Annotated in this window: 15 protein-coding genes; 12 read left to right on the forward strand and 3 right to left on the reverse strand. The window is 61.9% G+C overall.

Annotated features, from left to right (window positions below):
• Positions 1-8 precede the first annotated feature (8 nt).
• The 8 genes from trbE to JNE37_RS07640 are packed head-to-tail and all read left to right on the forward strand — an operon-like array spanning position 9 to position 8,021.
• Positions 9-2,516 (forward strand): conjugal transfer protein TrbE, encoded by a 2,508-nt coding sequence (gene trbE, locus JNE37_RS07605; RefSeq protein ID WP_203065839.1) that lies wholly within the window; start codon positions 9-11, stop codon positions 2,514-2,516.
• Positions 2,513-3,295, forward strand: a complete 783-nt coding sequence (gene trbJ / locus JNE37_RS07610) for a P-type conjugative transfer protein TrbJ (protein WP_203065840.1) — start codon at positions 2,513-2,515, stop codon at positions 3,293-3,295. Before trbE ends, trbJ begins: the two co-directional genes overlap by 4 nt.
• 20 nt (positions 3,296-3,315) lie before the next feature.
• Entirely contained in the window at positions 3,316-3,603 is a 288-nt protein-coding gene (gene trbK-alt / locus JNE37_RS07615; protein WP_203065841.1) for a putative entry exclusion protein TrbK-alt, read from the forward strand.
• A 3-nt stretch (positions 3,604-3,606) separates the two neighbouring features.
• Positions 3,607-4,971, forward strand: a complete 1,365-nt coding sequence (gene trbL / locus JNE37_RS07620; RefSeq protein ID WP_203065842.1) for a P-type conjugative transfer protein TrbL — start codon at positions 3,607-3,609, stop codon at positions 4,969-4,971.
• A complete protein-coding gene (gene trbF, locus JNE37_RS07625; RefSeq protein WP_203065843.1) occupies positions 4,968-5,657 on the forward strand; it encodes a conjugal transfer protein TrbF in 690 nt (229 codons plus the stop codon). Before trbL ends, trbF begins: the two co-directional genes overlap by 4 nt.
• On the forward strand, positions 5,654-6,667 hold the full coding sequence (gene trbG, locus JNE37_RS07630) for a P-type conjugative transfer protein TrbG (protein WP_203065844.1): 1,014 nt from the start codon (positions 5,654-5,656) through the stop codon (positions 6,665-6,667). Before trbF ends, trbG begins: the two co-directional genes overlap by 4 nt.
• Before the next feature lie 29 nt (positions 6,668-6,696).
• Positions 6,697-7,797, forward strand: coding sequence for a TraB/TrbI/VirB10 family type IV secretion system protein (locus JNE37_RS07635; protein ID WP_425511503.1), 1,101 nt, complete (start codon positions 6,697-6,699; stop codon positions 7,795-7,797).
• Positions 7,798-7,799: 2 nt separating this feature from the next.
• Positions 7,800-8,021 (forward strand): DUF2274 domain-containing protein, encoded by a 222-nt coding sequence (locus JNE37_RS07640; RefSeq protein WP_038148826.1) that lies wholly within the window; start codon positions 7,800-7,802, stop codon positions 8,019-8,021.
• On the opposite strand, the gene JNE37_RS07645 is transcribed toward JNE37_RS07640, so the two are convergent.
• Positions 8,016-8,645 carry a TetR/AcrR family transcriptional regulator gene (locus JNE37_RS07645; RefSeq protein ID WP_203065846.1) on the reverse strand — a complete coding sequence of 210 codons (630 nt, stop codon included), beginning with the start codon at positions 8,643-8,645 and terminating at the stop codon, positions 8,016-8,018. The two genes, JNE37_RS07640 and JNE37_RS07645, sit on opposite strands and share 6 nt — an antisense overlap.
• A gap of 204 nt (positions 8,646-8,849) precedes the next feature.
• On the opposite strand from JNE37_RS07645, the gene JNE37_RS07650 reads away from it, so the two are divergent.
• Complete coding sequence (locus tag JNE37_RS07650) at positions 8,850-9,821, forward strand: LysR family transcriptional regulator (RefSeq protein WP_203065847.1); 972 nt, start codon at positions 8,850-8,852, stop codon at positions 9,819-9,821.
• A gap of 90 nt (positions 9,822-9,911) precedes the next feature.
• Here the strand turns inward: JNE37_RS07650 and JNE37_RS07655 are convergent, their stop codons facing one another.
• On the reverse strand, positions 9,912-13,622 hold the full coding sequence (locus JNE37_RS07655) for an AAA family ATPase (RefSeq protein WP_203065848.1): 3,711 nt from the start codon (positions 13,620-13,622) through the stop codon (positions 9,912-9,914).
• Between the two features lie 17 nt (positions 13,623-13,639).
• Positions 13,640-14,860 (reverse strand): exonuclease SbcCD subunit D, encoded by a 1,221-nt coding sequence (locus JNE37_RS07660; protein WP_203065849.1) that lies wholly within the window; start codon positions 14,858-14,860, stop codon positions 13,640-13,642.
• Between the two features lie 109 nt (positions 14,861-14,969).
• Here JNE37_RS07660 and JNE37_RS07665 point away from each other — a divergent pair, with 109 nt between their 5' ends.
• Genes JNE37_RS07665 through JNE37_RS07675 form a run of 3 tightly spaced genes read left to right on the forward strand, consistent with a single transcriptional unit; the run spans position 14,970 to position 17,076 of the window.
• Positions 14,970-15,872 (forward strand): BrxR family helix-turn-helix transcriptional regulator, encoded by a 903-nt coding sequence (locus JNE37_RS07665; protein WP_203065850.1) that lies wholly within the window; start codon positions 14,970-14,972, stop codon positions 15,870-15,872.
• The gene (locus tag JNE37_RS07670) at positions 15,869-16,471 is read left to right on the forward strand and encodes a DUF1819 family protein (RefSeq protein WP_203065851.1); all 603 of its coding nucleotides are present in this window, start codon (positions 15,869-15,871) and stop codon (positions 16,469-16,471) included. The genes JNE37_RS07665 and JNE37_RS07670 overlap by 4 nt, the downstream gene beginning before the upstream one ends.
• Before the next feature lie 2 nt (positions 16,472-16,473).
• Entirely contained in the window at positions 16,474-17,076 is a 603-nt protein-coding gene (locus JNE37_RS07675) for a DUF1788 domain-containing protein (RefSeq protein WP_149766715.1), read from the forward strand.
• The last annotated feature ends 3 nt before the right edge of the window (positions 17,077-17,079 follow it).

Below are 17,079 nucleotides of genomic sequence, written 5' to 3' on the forward strand. Positions count from 1 at the left end.
GCGCAGCCATGATGAACCTCACCGAATATCGCCGTACCGCTACCCGCCTCGCGGATTTCTTGCCCTGGGCCGCGCTGGTTGGCTCGGGCGTCGTACTGAACAAGGACGGCAGTTTCCAGAGGACTGCGAAGTTTCGCGGGCCGGATCTGGATTCCGCTGTTGCCGCCGAACTGGTCGCGGTCGCCGGGCGTATCAACAACGCTGTGCGCCGCCTCGGCTCCGGCTGGTCGATCTTTGTTGAGGCACAACGAAGCGAAGCCGCGACCTATCCCGGCAGCCAATTTCCTGATCCGGCCTCCGCTCTGGTCGATGCCGAGCGCAAAGCTGCCTTCGAGGAAGCGGGCACGCATTTCGTGTCAGGCTACTTCCTGACCTTCCTCTGGCTGCCACCCGCCGAAGATGCGGCTCGCGCCGAGACCTGGCTCTACGAGGGCCGTGAGCAATCCGGCGTCAATCCATGGGAGCTGATGCGCGGCTTCATCGACCGCACCGACCGCGTGCTGGCGCTGCTCGACGGCTTCATGCCCGAATGCCACTGGATCGATGACGCGGGCACGCTGACCTACCTCCATTCCACGATTTCCACGAACCGCCATCGTGTCCGCGTGCCCGAAGTGCCCATGCACCTCGATGCGCTGCTGGCGGATCAGCCGCTGACTGGCGGGCTGGAACCGCGCCTTGGTGACAAGCATCTGCGCGTCCTCACCATTATCGGCTTTCCTACAGCGACCACGCCCGGCCTGCTCGACGAGATGAACCGGCTCGCGTTCCCATATCGCTGGTCCACCCGCGCCATCCTGATGGACAAGACGGACGCGACGAAGTTGCTGACCAAGATCAGGCGGCAATGGTTCGCCAAGCGCAAATCCATAGCCGCGATCCTGAAAGAGGTGATGACCAACGAGCAATCGGCGCTGGTGGACACCGATGCGTCCAACAAGGCGCTCGATGCCGACATGGCCTTGCAGGAACTGGGCGCTGACGTCGCCGGCATGGCCTATGTCACAGCAACCGTCACCGTCTGGGACGCCGATCCCCGTATCGCCGACGAGAAGCTGCGTCTGGTCGAGAAGATCATTCAGGGCCGTGACTTCACGGTTATGCCGGAAACCGTCAATGCCGTCGATGCCTGGCTAGGCTCGATCCCCGGACATGCCTACGCCAATGTCCGGCAGCCGCCGATCTCGACGCTCAACCTCGCCCACATGATCCCTCTATCGGCCGTGTGGGCGGGGCCGGAACGGAACGAACATCTCGGAGCGCCCCCCTTGCTATACGGCAAGACCGAAGGTTCGACTCCGTTCCGGCTTTCCCTTCATGTCGGCGACGTGGGCCATACCCTCGTCGTCGGCCCGACCGGCGCGGGCAAGTCCGTGCTGCTGGCGCTGATGGCGTTGCAATTTCGCCGCTATGATCGCAGCCAGATTTTCGCTTTCGATTTCGGGGGATCGATCCGGGCATCCGCGCTCGCCATGGGCGGCGACTGGCACGATCTGGGCGGTGGGCTGACCGAAGGGGACGAGGCGTCCGTTTCCCTGCAACCGCTGGCGCGGATCGATGACGCCTATGAGCGGTCCTGGGCCGCTGACTGGATCGCCGCGATCCTGATGCGTGAAGGCATGACCATCACGCCGGAGGTGAAGGAGCACATCTGGACGGCACTGACATCGCTGGCATCCGCCCCGGCAGGGGAACGGACCATCACCGGCCTTGCCGTGCTGCTGCAATCCAACGATCTGAAACAGGCGTTGCGCCCATACTGCATTGGCGGCGCCTATGGCCGGCTGCTCGACGCCGAGGCCGAACATCTCGGATCAGCCGATGTACAAGCCTTCGAGATCGAGGGGCTGGTCGGCACTGGGGCTGCGCCTGCCGTCCTGTCCTATCTGTTTCATCGGATCGGCGACCGGCTCGACGGTCGGCCAACCCTGCTCATCATCGACGAAGGCTGGCTGGCGCTGGATGACGAAGGTTTCGCCAATCAGCTTCGCGAATGGCTGAAGACGCTCAGGAAGAAGAACGCTTCCGTCATTTTCGCCACGCAGTCACTTTCCGACATCGATGGCAGCAATATCGCGCCTGCCATCATAGAAAGTTGCCCGACGCGGCTGCTGCTGCCGAACGAACGCGCCATTGAGCCGCAGATCACGGCAATCTACCGCCGCTTCGGCCTCAATGACCGGCAAATCGAGATCCTCGCGCGGGCCACGCCAAAGCGGGACTATTACTGCCAATCGCGGCGCGGCAATCGCCTGTTCGAGCTTGGCCTCAGCGAAGTCGGTCTCGCGCTTTGCGCCGCATCATCCAAATCCGATCAGACCCGTATCGCCGAACTCGTTGCCGAGCATGGGCAGGACGGTTTTCTCGCGGCCTGGCTGCGCGATCGCGGCGTCGAATGGGCCGTCGATCTGATCCCGAACCTTACCAATCTTGTCGAACGGACAGAGCCCGCTCGGTCGGTCGCGCCAGATCAAATCCATCCAGATGACAGCCAAGAAAAGGAGACCCTGCCATGATCCGTATCCCCGTTTCCCGATATGTCAGTGCATCCGTGCTGGCGCTGACGCTCGCCATCCCTGTTGCCCTGTCGCCCATGCTGGCAAGCCCCGCTCACGCATTTGGCTTCGGCCGCATCGTCTATGATCCGACCAACTATGCGCAGAACCTTCTGACCGCCGCACGCACGCTGGAGCAGATCAACCACCAGATCACCTCGCTTCAGAATGAAGCGCAGATGCTCATCAATCAGGCGAAGAATCTCGCCAGTCTGCCATATTCCTCGCTCCAGACTTTGCAGCAGAACGTCCAGCGCACGCAGCAGCTTCTGGCCCAGGCGCAGAACATTGCCTTCGACGTGCAGAACGTCGATCAGATGTTCCAACAGAAATACGGCAAGGTTTCGCTATCCGCGACCGACGCCCAGCTCGTCGCCGATGCGCGGTCCCGCTGGCAGAATACGGTCGGCGGCTTGCAGGACGCCATGCGCGTGCAGGCTGGTGTCGTCGGAAATATCGACACCAACCGCGCCGAGATGTCCGCTCTGGTCGGGCAGAGCCAGAACGCGACCGGCGCGTTGCAGGCGACGCAGGCGGGCAATCAGCTTCTCGCGCTCCAGTCGCAGCAGCTTTCCGACCTGATCGCGCTGATGTCCGCCAATGGTCGCTCCGAAGCCCTGATCGAAGCCGAACGCGCCACCGCCGCCGAACAGGGCCGCATCCAGCGCGAGCGCTTTCTGACGCCGGGATCGGGCTACCAGCCCGGCAATGCCCGGATGTTCGGCAACGGCAACAACTAACCGGACAGGAGGGGCGCGACATGGACGGCAAGATGCTGGCCCGGCTGGGCGCGATCATATTCGTGGCCATCGCCATCACCGCGACGGTGATCGAAATGACACGCGTGGACGAACCAGCGCAGCCCCGTCCGGCCCCGGCGCTTCAGGCGCCTGGCGATCCGCTGCGCCAGAGCCTGCGCCACTGCCAGCAGTTAGGCGAGGCCGCCGTGAACGATCCCGGCTGCCTCGCCACCTGGGCCGAGAACCGCGACCGGTTCCTCGGCCGGACGCCGGTGCCCGCCGCTCCGCATCAGAACGGGGGACAGTGAACCATGGGCGGCACCGGCGTCATCGACAACTTTCTGGGTGTTTTCACCAGTTACATCGATAGCGGCTTCGGCCTGCTCGGTGGCGAGGTCGCCTTCATCGCCACCACCCTGATCGTCATCGACGTGACGCTCGCGGCACTGTTCTGGTCCTGGGGTGCGGATGACGACATCATCGCCCGGCTGGTCAAGAAGACGCTCTTCGTCGGTGTCTTCGCATACCTGATCGGCAACTGGAACAATCTCGCCCAGATAATCTTCGACAGTTTCGCAGGTCTTGGCCTGAAAGGTTCGGGCACCAGCTTTTCCGCCGCCGATCTGCTGCGGCCCGGCAAGGTGGCGCAGACCGGCCTCGATGCCGGTCGCCCGCTGCTCGAATCCATCTCGGACATGATGGGCTATTGGTCGTTCTTCGAGAACTTCATCCAGATCGCCTGCCTGATGTTCGCCTGGGCGCTGGTACTGCTCGCCTTCTTCATTCTCGCCGTGCAGCTCTTCGTCACGCTGATCGAGTTCAAGCTGACCACGCTGGCGGGCTTTGTCCTCATTCCCTTCGGCCTCTTCGGCAAGACCGCCTTCATGGCTGAGCGCGTGCTCGGCAATGTCGTTTCCTCCGGCATCAAGGTGCTGGTACTCGCCGTCATCATCGGCATCGGCTCGACATTGTTCTCGCAGTTTACGGTCGGTTTCGGCGGCGTGACGCCGACCATCGACGACGCAATGGCGATCGTGCTGGCCGCACTTTCCCTTCTCGGCCTCGGCATCTTCGGTCCCGGCATCGCTTCCGGTCTGGTTTCTGGCGGCCCGCAGCTTGGCGCAGGTGCAGCAGTTGGAACCGGCCTTGCCGCTGGCGGCATGATGCTTGCCGGCGGTGCTGCCGCAGGCATGGCCGCGAAGGGAGGGGCAGCGGCGCTGTCGGGTGGAGCTGCGGCGGTCCGTGGCGGTGCTGCTGCCGCAGGTGCGGCGAGCGCCGCCTATAGTGTCGGATCGCTCGGCCAGTCAGGCGCTGCCGGTGTTGCCTCCGGCCTCGGCGGTGTTGCCCGCGCGGCAGGCTCCGCCGCCGCATCGCCCCTGAAACGGGCGACCTCGAAAGCAGCGGAAAGCGTCAAGTCCAGCTTCTCCGATGGCGCGCGCGCCGGGCTCGGCGTCACTGGTGGGTCGTCCTCGCAGGGAACCATTGGCGGTGCGAGGGTGGCCGGCGCTGCCGCACCCGCCTCCGCACCGACGGGCAGCCCGCCTGCATGGGCGCAGCAGATGCACCGCCGCCAGGCGCTCAATCACGGCACGACCATGGCCGCCCATGCCGTCCGCTCCGGTGACAGCCACGGCGGCGGCTCTTCCGTCAACATCTCCGAAAGTGACCGCTCATGAACATCTTCAGACGTCCAGCGACCCATTACGGCAAATCGCCCGAACCCGAGACGCCTTACCAGAAAGCCGCGCAAGTCTGGGACGAGCGCATCGGCTCGGCTCGCGTGCAGGCCAAGAACTGGCGCTATATGGCCTTCGGCTCGCTGATCCTCTCGGCAGGCTTCGCTGCCGCACTTGTCCTGCAATCGGCGCGAGGGACCGTGGTGCCCTGGGTGGTGCAGGTCGATAATCTCGGCCAGGCGCAGAGCGTCGCCGCTGCGACGGCCGACTACCGGCCGACCGATCCGCAGATCGCCTTCCACCTCGGCCGTTTCATCGAGCAGACGCGCTCGATCCCGGCGGATGCCATCATCGTGCGCCAGAACTGGCTGCGCGCCTATGAATTCACCACGGATAGGGGGGCGGCCGCGCTCAACGATTACGCCCGCGCCAATGATCCGTTCACCCGTGTCGGCCGCCAGCAGATCGCAGTCGAGGTTTCCAGCGTCATACGCGCCTCGAACGACAGCTTCCGAGTCGCCTGGACCGAGCGTCACTATGAGAACGGGCAGCTTTCCACGACCGAGCGCTGGACCGCGATCCTGACCATCGTGATCCAGACGCCGCGCGATGCCGAGCGTCTGCGCGCCAATCCGCTCGGCATCTACGTCAATGCAATTTCATGGTCGCGGGAGATGAGCCAATGACCATCGCGTTTTCCCGCAATTCCGCCTTGTCGGTTTTCCGTAAACCCGCCTTTGCGGCTTTGTTGCTTTCGGCCACCATGCTGGCAGGCTGCGCCACCAACAAGACGCCGCAGTTCAGCTATGATGCCGATGTGCCAGCGTTGCCCGTCGTGCCGACCGCTGTCACCGATGACCGGCCTCGGCCGCTTCACACGCCGCCGGCCTGGACGGTCGCACGCGGCGGAACTGCTGCCGGAACACCGGCAGGCCGCGTCGAGAACGCCAATGCCGCCGCCCGCGTCGAGCCGCGCCGCGAGGCTTACTATAACGCCATTCAGATCTATCCCTGGTCGGAAGGCGCGCTCTATCAGGTCTATGCTGCACCTGGGCAGATCACCAATATCGCGCTGGAGCCGGGCGAAAGCCTGACCGGCGCGGGACCGATCGCGGCGGGAGACACCGCTCGCTGGATCATTGGCGATACCGAGAGCGGGAGCGGTACGTCGCGCCGGGTCCATATTCTCGTCAAACCATCCCGATCCGACATCTCAACCAATCTCGTGGTGACGACCGATCGGCGCACCTACATGATCGAGTTGCGCGCCCGCGAGGCGCTCTATATGCCGTCCGTGTCCTGGTCATATCCTGCGCTGCCTGCCGGTCAGCGCCAGACCGTTCCCGCAGCACCCATCATACCGATCGAGGCGGCACGCAACTATCGTTACGGCCTGACCGGAGATACGCCGCCATGGCGGCCGATTTCCGTCTTCGATGATGGCCGCCGTGTCTATGTCGTTTTCCCGCGCGGCATCGTGCAGGGAGAGATGCCACCGATTTTCGTCATCGGTTCCGAGGGCGAGACCCAGATCGTCAATTCCCGCGTTCACCAGAACATCTTGATCGTTGATCGGCTGTTCGGAGCGGCTGAGCTGCGTCTTGGTAGCAGCAAGCAGCAGCAGACGGTCAGGATCGTTCGCATCGAGCAAAGGCAAGCTGCCCAGCCCGCCAAAACCGGGGAGCAACCGTCATGAGTGAAGAGGCTACCACCAACCCAACGCCGATGCGTCTGCGTGCCGAGCCGCCGCGCGTCACGCGCCTGTCGCGCAAGATGCTGGCCGGTGCCGGGGCTGTTGCGCTCCTCGGCATCGGCGGGGCGCTGATCTATGCGCTCCAGACGCGCGACATGAGCGGAAACGGTGAAGAACTCTATTCGACCGAGAATCGCGCCACGGCAGATGGACTGGCGGGTCTGCCGAAGGATTATACCGGGCCGGTCCTGGGGCCGGCATTGCCGGGCGATCTCGGTGGCCCGATCCTGGATGCCCAGAACCGGGGGCAGCCGGTCACGCCGCCCGCCATGGCGACGCCTGCCCGCGATCCTGCCGAAGAGCGCCGGCTTGCCGAAAAAGAAGCTGCGCGTCTCAGTACAGTGTTCTTCCAGTCCGGGCCAAGAGTGGCGACGACGCCTGGCTCCAATATGCCGGGCCTTGCTGGCCTTGACCTTGGTGGCCAGCCCGCAACACAGGACCGTCACACGGCATTTCTGAATGGGCCGGTGGAACGGCAGACCGTTGCCATGGATCGGATCATGGCGCCAGCCTCGCCCTACATCCTTCAGGCAGGGGCCGTAATCCCGGCGGCGATGATTACCGGCATCCGCTCGGACCTTCCCGGCCAGATCACCGCGCAGGTGACGGAAAATGTCTATGACAGTCCGACCGGCAGCCTGCTCCTGATCCCGCAGGGAACGCGCATCATCGGTCAGTATGACGCCGGTGTGCAGTTCGGTCAGCGCCGCGTGCTGCTGGTCTGGAACCGCCTGATTCTGCCCAACGGCCGCTCCATCGTGCTGGAGCGCCAGCCCGGTGCGGACGCTTCCGGTTATGCCGGGCTGGAAGATGGCGTTGACTACCACTGGTGGGATCTGATGAAGGCGGCGGGGTTGTCCACGTTGCTCGGCATCGGCACGGAACTGGCGACCGACGACGAGGATCGTCTGATCCGCGCCATCCGCGACGGAGCGCAGGATACCATCAATCAGGCCGGGCAACAGATCGTCCAGCGCCAGTTGCAGGTCGCGCCGACCCTGACGATCCGGCCGGGCTACCCGGTCAGGGTCATCGTTACCCGCGATCTCGTACTCGAACCTTACAGGAACTGACCATGACGAAGCTGAAACTCGGCCCCCTCATCGAAGACAAGCCCGTGAAGGTGACGGTGGAACTGCCGGGGCCGCTGCACCGCGATCTTGCCGCCTATGCCGAAGTGCTGGCTCGCGAAACCGGCCAGCCCGCTGCCGATCCTGTCAGGCTGATTGTGCCGATGCTGGAGCGGTTCATTGCGACAGATCGGGGCTTTGCCAGCGCCCGAAGATCTCGCTCATGAGGCGCCGCGCGTGCCATTGCGCGTCGCGGCGATGATTTCCATCAACGTATCGACGGCCTCTCGTGTCGCGTCCCATTTGGCGGGCTGATCCATTTCCCGGTTCTGAAGGGTGAGGCTTACCGCACCATGTACCGTTGACCAGAACATAAAGCTGTAACGGCTCAGATCCATGCCGGGCAAAAAGCCTTGGTCCTGAGAGCAGCGAAGTCCCGTCAGCAATAGATTTAGTATCTGTCTTCCAGCTTCGCCCGACCATGGATCATCGCTGACTCCGAGCCGTGGCGGCGGTGTGAACATCAGCCGGTACAGCGTGGGGTTTTCCAACGCAAAGCGGACATAGGCATAGCTGCCGTCACGCAAATAGCCGAATGGATTGCCACGCATCTGTTGGAAGACGGCCAGCTTTTCTCTGTAAAGCTGGTTGAAACCTTCGTCCCGAACGGCGCGCAGCAAGGCGCTCTTGTTGCGGAAATGGCCGTAAAGCGCTGGCGCTGTGCATCCGATGGCATGCGCGACCGCAGTCAGCGGGACGTCGAGGTCGCCACGTTCTGACAGCAGCCGGATCGTTTCGTCGATCGCACGACGAGCAATATCAAGTTCTTGCTCTTTCCGAGGACGGGCCATTCCGATGCCTGTTGCAACTTGTCGTGAAAACTAAACGGCATTTACTTTTTTCGTTGACGGGACGGAAGTCAAGAAGCAGCATTCGGTAACTGAACGTCGTTTAGTTTGGGGTGCGGAGAGCTGATGAACGCACACAGATCGATTTTCGCGTTGATGATGGCGGGGTGCCCGTCAGAAGCCGAACGCTGTTTCGGATGATGCACCATGGCTTTGATCGGGAACAATCAGACCTCGCCTGATGATAGCCTCACAAAGGTCGTCGAGGGGAAACCCGGCACATCTGCGGTCCGACTGAACCAGTTGCGATATTTTGTTGCCGCCGTCGATTATGGGAGTTTTCGCAAGGCTGCTGCCGCGCTTTCGGTGCAGGAATCCTCCATCAGCCGACGAATCCGTGATCTCGAAGATGAACTCGGGGCGTCGCTTTTTATGCGGTATGCTGGCGGGGTGCGGTTGACCGTCGCCGGGCGGGAATTCCTGCGCAACGCCCGCCATGCTCTTCGTCAGATCGACATTGGGGTGACCAAGGTGGCAGCGGTTGGCCGGGCGGAGCAAGGGCTGATCACGGTAGGGATATTCTCGTCCCTTGCGTCAGGATTTCTGTTCGATCTGTTGCGTGCCTTCGGTACGCGCCACCCGAACGTGCAGGTCGACCTTATTGATGGCAATCCGCCCGAGCACGTCGCGGCTGTCCGGAAACTTTGTCTGGACGTCGCATTCATCACGGGAACCGCGGCATGGGATGGCTGTGAGGCGGAGCATTTATGGTGCGAGAAGGTTTTCGTGGTGCTGCCCGATGATCACCCTTTGGCGGGCAAGCCCGAACTTGGATGGGTCGATTTGACTTCCGAGCGGTTCATCGTGAGCGACGTTGCGCCGGGTGAGGAGATCCACGACTATTTGGTCGCTCACCTTGCCGGTCTCGGCTGCCACCTCGATATTCAGTCTCAGCAGGTCGGCCGCGACAACATCCTATCGCTGGTCGCTCTCGGTCGCGGCCTTACTCTGACGAGCGAAGCGACGACCGTCGCCCAGTTTCCCGGGATTACCTACCGGGAACTCGCGGATGAGGTGCTGCCGTTCAGCATGGTTTGGTCCGCCCAGAACGACAATCCGGCATCTCGGCGGTTGTTGAGCTTGGCCCGGTCGATGGCGGGACCGGCCGGGAGAAAGTAGAATTTGACGGCCTGTATGGTTACACCGAAGCATTAGGCTTCTATCGGCATCGAGCGTGTTGGCGCCGAAGATGACATGCCCTTGCTCACGTCAATCTTGACCGACTGCGACGGCGCTTTTGCCGCCGCCCTGTTTGTGCACGGCGATACGGGTAGGGATGCGCTCTTTCATTGCCTCGACATGGCTAATGACCCCGACTTGACGGCCTTGGGATTGCAGACTTTCCAGCGCGTCAATAGCCAAGTCCAGACTGCCGGCATCGAGCGACCCGAACCCCTCGTCGATGAATAGTGTTGCCGCGAGACCGCCCTTGCCGCCCATTCGAGAAAGGGCGAGCGCCAGCGCGAGCGACACCAGGAAACGCTCACCGCCCGAAAGGCTGCGTGTGGCACGAGCCTCGCCGCCCATGTCACAATCTTCAACCTGCAGCGCGAGATCTGTCGCGCGGCGCAGACGATAACGCGGATTGAGATCTGCCAGATGGTGGTTGGCGTGATCGACCAACACGTCCAGCGTGATGGATTGCGCGACCCTGGCGAATTTGTCCCCACTGCGAGAACCCGCTGCGTGGTTTACAGCCTCCCAGATATCCAGTTCGGAGCGAGCTTGCGCAATTTCCACCTCCAGCCCGGCAAGCGCGGTCCGCGCTGCAATATCGCGTTGGAGTTCCCCGTCGATTGCGCCGATCCTTTCTGCGCGCGTCTGGTTGGCTGAATCCAGCACCGAAAGTGCGTCTGTCAGGGCCTCGGGTGGATCTTCGGGCAGGCCAGCGGCTTCAGCTTCGGCGTGATCTTTGCGCCGGGAGTCTAAAGCGGCGCGAGCTGATGTGACTGAATCGTCGAGCGCACGAAGCCGTTGATGCAGGGCGGCGACCTCTGTTGCTGGGAGAGCGAACAGGGTGTTCAGATCATCCTGAACCAGATCTGTGCTGGCCAATGCCTCGGTAAGCGCGGATTGTGCGATTTCCTGCGCCTGATTTGCGCCCGCCATTTCAGTAGCAGCGGCCTCGGCCTTGGCGCGAGCAGCGGCCCAGGCAGTCGTAGCTTCCGCCAGAGCATTGCGTGCCGCATCCAGTGCGGCGGCGGCACCTTTGCGTGCTTCGTTGTGACGGGTACGGTGCGTGGCAGTGACTTCGCCTCCCAAAAGAGGTGCACGTTCGGCCTGTAGAGTCTGCAGCGTATTCAAGCGAACCGTAACAGCTTCATTCGCACCGCCAAACTGTTTTGCGGCGTTTTCAGACCGGCTTTCCGCCTTTGCAATCTGGGGCGCCAACGCGACAAGTGTGGCCGAGTTGCTATCACGAATCTTGCGTAGCCTGGTGATTTCCGAAACCCGGCTTTCCAGCCGACCTGACAGACCGGGAATGGCCAGGTTTTCTCCCAGCTGCTCCAGAAGCGGAGAAAGCGCCGTTGCATGACGAAGATTCTCCGCTTCAGCGGTTTCGGCTGCACGCAGGTCCAGCATTTGAAGGCTGGTGGCATTGGCAAGCTCGCTGTTCCAAGTTTCGCGTGCGGAGGTATGACCGGCAATGACCTTGCGCAGACCTTCGCGCTGGCTGGTCATACTGGCCAGTGTGCTCCGCAGTCCGGAAAGTTCCACTTGAGCTGTGGCTTCGGCTTGCCGGGCAATTTCGGTCGCTTCCAGCAAGGCGAGGAGGTTCAAGCAATCTTCGCCGGGTTCTTTGGGCAGTGCGGGACAATTAGGTACGGCCAAGGCCCGGTTGTATGCATCCTGCCAATAAGCCAGAGCGGAGGAGATCTTCGCTTCGGCTATCTGCGCATTCTTTCCGGCGTGTTCCAACTCTCCCTGTGCACGATCCTGAGCGCGCAGCGCCGCAGCCTGTTCATTGCGCGCATTCTCGACGGCTGCGCGTGCCGCGGCCAAATCGGCGCGTAGCCCTGCGGCCAGATCGGCCAGTGCGCTATCGGCATGCGTTGGATGTTCGGGGGATCCGCAAACCGGGCATGGTTCTCCCGGCTCCAGCCGCAAGCGCAGTTCTCGCGCGGTATCCGACGCCGCCATGTCAGCGCGTTCGGTAGGAGCGATTAGGGCCGTGACCTGCGCGCTCGCGGTTGTCATGGCCTCGGCAGCAGCGCCCGCTTTGGCTTTGGCAGTGGTCAAGGCCTCTTTTGCAGTTTCGGTGGCTTTTTCTGCCGCCGCAAAATCCGATCGGGCAGAACCGTGCTCCTGCTCGGCGCGGCGCATATCTGCGAGGGCAGTGGCAAGCGTCTGAAGTTCACTTCCTCTTTCCAGCGGATGAGCAGCCTCGAGGGTGCTGAGGCTCTGTGTCAGCCTGCCGGATTCGTTGGTCAGCCTGACTTCTTCTGCCGAATCCTCCTCGGTCCGAGTGGCGAGTTCGGCCAGTGCGACGGTCAATCGCTCGATCTCAGCCCGATGGGTGTCGCTGTCGTTCCTTGCCCGCGTCATGGCGGACTGCGCTTCGTCATGCGCCAGAATATGCTGGCGGATTTGCAACCAGTTATCGGCCAATGCAAAATCAGAGGAACGTTCGGCGAGTTCCGCTTCAGTCGCCTGCAGAGTTTCGCGGGCTTTGGAAACATCTTGTTGCAAGGCCTGAAATGCAATTCGGGCCTGCTCGGCTTCTTGTTCCAACGCTTCAGCTTGCGAGCGGGAGGTTTCCAGCTCAGTCGTGGCGGAAGTGATACGGCTGTCGAGCGCGGCGGCCTGATCCCAGAGCGGGCCAAATATCTTAAACTCATTCTCGCGGGCTGTGTGTTCCGCCTCCACCTGCCGGGTCTCTTCCTGAAGCGCATTGGCTTTCGCGGCAGTGTCGTTGGAAAATTCGGTGGTTGCCACTACGGAGCTTGCGGCATTTGTTACCCGGCCCCTGGCATCGCGCAGGGTTTGCCATTGAGCGCGCAGCGGGGTTGCTTGGTCGATGCGGGCGAGTTGCGCGCGCTCGACACCGGCATCAGCCTGGCTGGTCACGGCTTGTTCGAGCGCGGTCTCGGCGAGCCCGACCTGCCGGGACGTTTCAGCATACCGGGTATGGCGTGCCAATGCATCCTTGAGGGTCTTGGCCTTAGCACCTGCTGCCTGATTGGCTTCGGTTATGACAAGCCGTTCGGCTTCCAGTGCCGCACGGTCTTCATCCGTCAATATCTGATGGCCCTCGCGTCGCTGGACCAGCGCCCCATGCGCCTGACGGGCGGCCTCGGTGCGTTCATAGATGCGCGATGATACCGCTCGGTAGAGCCCAGTTCCCGTCACTTTCTCCAACAGGCCCGCACGATCATTGGTGTCGGCGCGAAGAAAGGCATCGAAGTCGCCTTGAGCGAGCAAGACAGTGCGGCGGAACTCGTCGTAGGAAAAGCCGGTCAGCGCGGTAATTTGGTCGCTGACGATTGTGATCTGGCTGGCCAATACCTGCCCGTCAGAGACCCGGGCCAGCGAGCGTGAGACGTTCTGCAACTGCCCGTCGACCTTATCGCGGGCGCGGCGCGCCTGCCAGCGTGCAACATAATCCTGTCCGTCGCGAGCAGTGAAACGAACCTCGGCCCAACCTTGGGCGGCGCCCCGACGCAAGATGGCGCGGGAATCGCGCGCCTTGATCGCCTTGCCGGACGGATCGGGGACTTCGTCGCCCGCAGAACCTGCCAGACGCGGGGCATCGCCATAAAGCGCCAGGCACATAGCGTCGAGGATCGAGGATTTGCCGGCCCCTGTCTCGCCGGTGATGACGAAGAGGCCTGCGCCCGCCAATGGTGCTGCGGTGAAATCGATAGCGAACGGCTGGGCAAGACTTGCGATGTTCTGGCCCGAAATGGAGAGGATGCGCATGGGATCAGAACTCAGCTTCAGATTTCGGACAGGGCATCACGGAAGGCGGCAAGATGTGCTGTGTCTGGGTTGACGCCGTGCGATTGGGTGAACGCCATCAAGAATAAATCCTCCGGCGAGGTGTCGGCCAGGTTCGGCGGCGGTGTTTCGGGCGTGCCTTCGGCCTCAGGCCGCGCAATCGTCAGACCAGCAAGCCGTACCGGCAGTGCCTCAATCAGAGCCTCGGCCTCGGCTGCAATCTGAGTTACCGGCTTGTCTGCAATGAGGGACAGATAGAGGAACGGCTGTGCGTCGCGAGGCGTCTCGGATTGCAGGTCTAAAGCATTCAAGGCTGAGGCAACTTCTGCTAGCGGCGCAACGCCTGTGGCTGGCAGGCGGTGCATTGGGACGGGCCGAGGTAGAGGGATGTGTCGGGGCGTGAACCCATCGTCGAGATCGAGCAGCGTAACACCATGATCATAGCCGATTTCTGCGGCGGACATTGGGAAGGGGGAACCGGAATAACGCACCCTACCGCCGTCAAGCGATTGCGGCCGATGCAAATGGCCAAGAGCAACATACGACAGGGCTGGCGGGAAGATGTCAGGCGGTACCGCATGCTCGCCGCCGATGAGAATGCGGCGTTCCGCCCCTTCGGATTCGAGGCCCCCCGAACAGGTAAGATGCCCCATGGCAATGATTGGTAGTCCGCCGGCTTGCGTCTCCGCGCCATCTGACATCGCCAGATGTAATGCGCGAACCGCGGCGGTAACCGCGGACTCGGCTCCACCCGTCGCCCCGAGTTGCAGCCCCGGCAGGTCAGCCTGCCGCAGGAAGGGCACAGCCAGCACGTGCGCGCGGACCGTTCCAGTCTTGTCACACAAGGGAATCAGATGGCGTTGTAAATCTACATCCGCAGCATCGCGCCGCAACGTGCCGAGCACATGTACGCCAAGCTCGTTCAGGACGGCCTCGGGCGCCTCAAGCCGCTGCGCCGGATCATGGTTGCCTGCCGTTATCACGATTTGCAGCCGGGGATTTGCACGCAAAAACCCGGCGATCGCGGCATAAAGCAAACGCTGCGAATCACCTGACGGATTGATGCCATCGAACACGTCGCCGGCAATCAGGAGGGCGTCGATGCCCTCTGTAACAATCACATCGCGCAGAGCGTCACAAAAGACCTGATGCTCATACTCGCGCGACCAGCCATTCAGCGTTTGACCGATGTGCCAGTCAGCAGTGTGCAGAATTCGCATCAGGCCTCCCTCAGACTTGACAGCTGGATGCATGTCAGAATAGAAAGTATACGGGCATTGCAAGGTTGTCCATATATTTTATATCCTCGTGAGAGCGGCCGGACGAACAATGTTGAAATGGGGTGTCGAGAGGCGGCTGGAGTTCATCGAATTCCGCCTGTTCTGGGAGGGGGGCGTCAATCGCTCTGACCTGATCGATACGTTTGGCGTTTCGGTTCCGCAGGCCTCAAAGGATTTGACCCTTTATCAAGAGCGCGCGCCGCTGAACGCGGTCTATGATAAAAGCGCGCGCCGCTACGTTGCCGGGCCGGAATTTCGACCGGTGTTCCTTGATCCGGATCCAGATGCCTATCTCATGCGGCTCCGATCGATGGCGGAAGGTTTCGCCGAGCCAGGCTCGAACTGGCTTTCCACCCCGCCTGACATGGATATAGCACTTACTTTGCGCCGCAAGATCGATACCGAAGTTCTGCGTGCAGTTCTGGCGGCAGTGCGGGATGAAAGGTCGCTCGAGCTTCACTACCAATCCATGAATCGTGATCGCCCCGATCCGGCATGGCGGCGGATCACCCCCCATGCCTTTGGCTTTGATGGTCTGCGCTGGCATGTGCGGGGCTGGTGCCATGAAACGGCTCGGTTTAAGGATTTCCTGCTTTCGCGCGTCCTTGGATACGGCGCGTTCGGTGAGCCGGGTGCCGGTGCGGCTCAGGACAGGCTGTGGCAAGAATCATTCGACATCATCATTGTGCCGCATCCCGAACTGTCGACCGGTCAGCAGGCGGTGGTCGCGAAGGACTACAACATGGTGGATGGGCGCGCTGTGCTGACAGTTCGCTACGCCATGCTGTTTTATGTGCTCAAGCGGTTGGGACTTCTTGAGGGAGCGCGGACGCGTGATCCCCGGACCCAGCATATCGTTGCGGCGAACGAACGCGAGGTTGCCGCCGCTCTTGATCGTGCGCAGCATGAGTTCGATGAGGCCGACGTAGCAAGCGGGGCCGTGCCCCGATGATCTCTGCCGTACCGAAATACCGGATGTCCTTCAGTGTGGGCGGGCTGATGCTCAATGAGAGCCTCGCGACTGCACAAGGCTATCAACCCGGCGAGAGCTGGGCGTCTGCTCGTGAGCGCTTGCTGACCCAAGGCGCGTCTTCTTTGCCCAAGCTTGCCTCGCAAACCCGCGCGCTTCGTGAAGTGTATGACCGGATAGGTCATCTCTCTGATACCGAGCGCCAATATCTGTCGGATGGTGCTGACCGCGCTGAGCAGCAGGCGATGGTGTGGTTGGCGATTTGCCGGACCTATCGCTTTGTATACGAATTCGCAGTCGAGGTGATCAGCGAACGCTACCAATCATGGCGGCTTGACTTGGGTCATGAGGTTTTTGACCGCTTTCTGGCGGAGAAAGCCGAGAGTGATCCTGGCCTTGCTGAGCTTTCAGCTTCAACCTGCGCGAAATTGCGTCAGGTCCTGTTTCGGATATTGCGTGAAGCTGGCTTGAGAAGTGTCGAGGGCAGAATTCAGCCGATCTGGTTGTCGGGGCGCATGAAGCGGCTGATTGAGGAGAGTAATCCGGCGGACTTGCGGGTCTTTCCCGGAAATGGGGGGTAATTGTGGGCACGAAAACTGATCGGCGCGCCCGCGCCGAGCACCTGTTCAGGGTAATTTCCAGTGATCGGTTCTTGCAAAAGCAAGGGCTGGGAAACGAGGTTCCCTTTTTTATCTGCGCTTTTGATGCCGAAGACGGACTGAGCCTGGGCGAGGATCGCGAAGATCTGATCACCCGGCTGAGCCACGCTGGTGTGCGCGTCCTCGATATCGATCTCTACGACCTTTCGCTCAGGATCCTCGAAGACCGCGGAATCTTCGAGCAGATCCTTGAGGTTGAAGCCGAAACGGAAAAGGCGGAGCTCAAGGAGCTGTTGCAGGGCGTACTGGACCCGCAGGCGCACCTCATTCCAGAGATTGCGCGGCGCATTGAAGAAGTCCCGCACGACGTGATCTTCCTGTCGGGCGTAGGCGAGGTTTACCCCTACCTGCGGTCGCACAACGTGCTCAACAATCTGCAAAGCACCGCAAAAGACCGCCCGACGGTCATGTTCTTTCCGGGAAAATACACGCACGCGCTGGCGACAGGAGCGTCGCTGGAATTGTTCGGCTTGCTACACGACGACAAATATTACCGCGCGTTCAATATCATGAATTACGAGGTCTGACCG

The sequence above is a fragment of the Paradevosia shaoguanensis genome (genome assembly GCF_016801025.1).
Taxonomy (GTDB): Bacteria; Pseudomonadota; Alphaproteobacteria; order Rhizobiales; family Devosiaceae; genus Paradevosia; species Paradevosia shaoguanensis.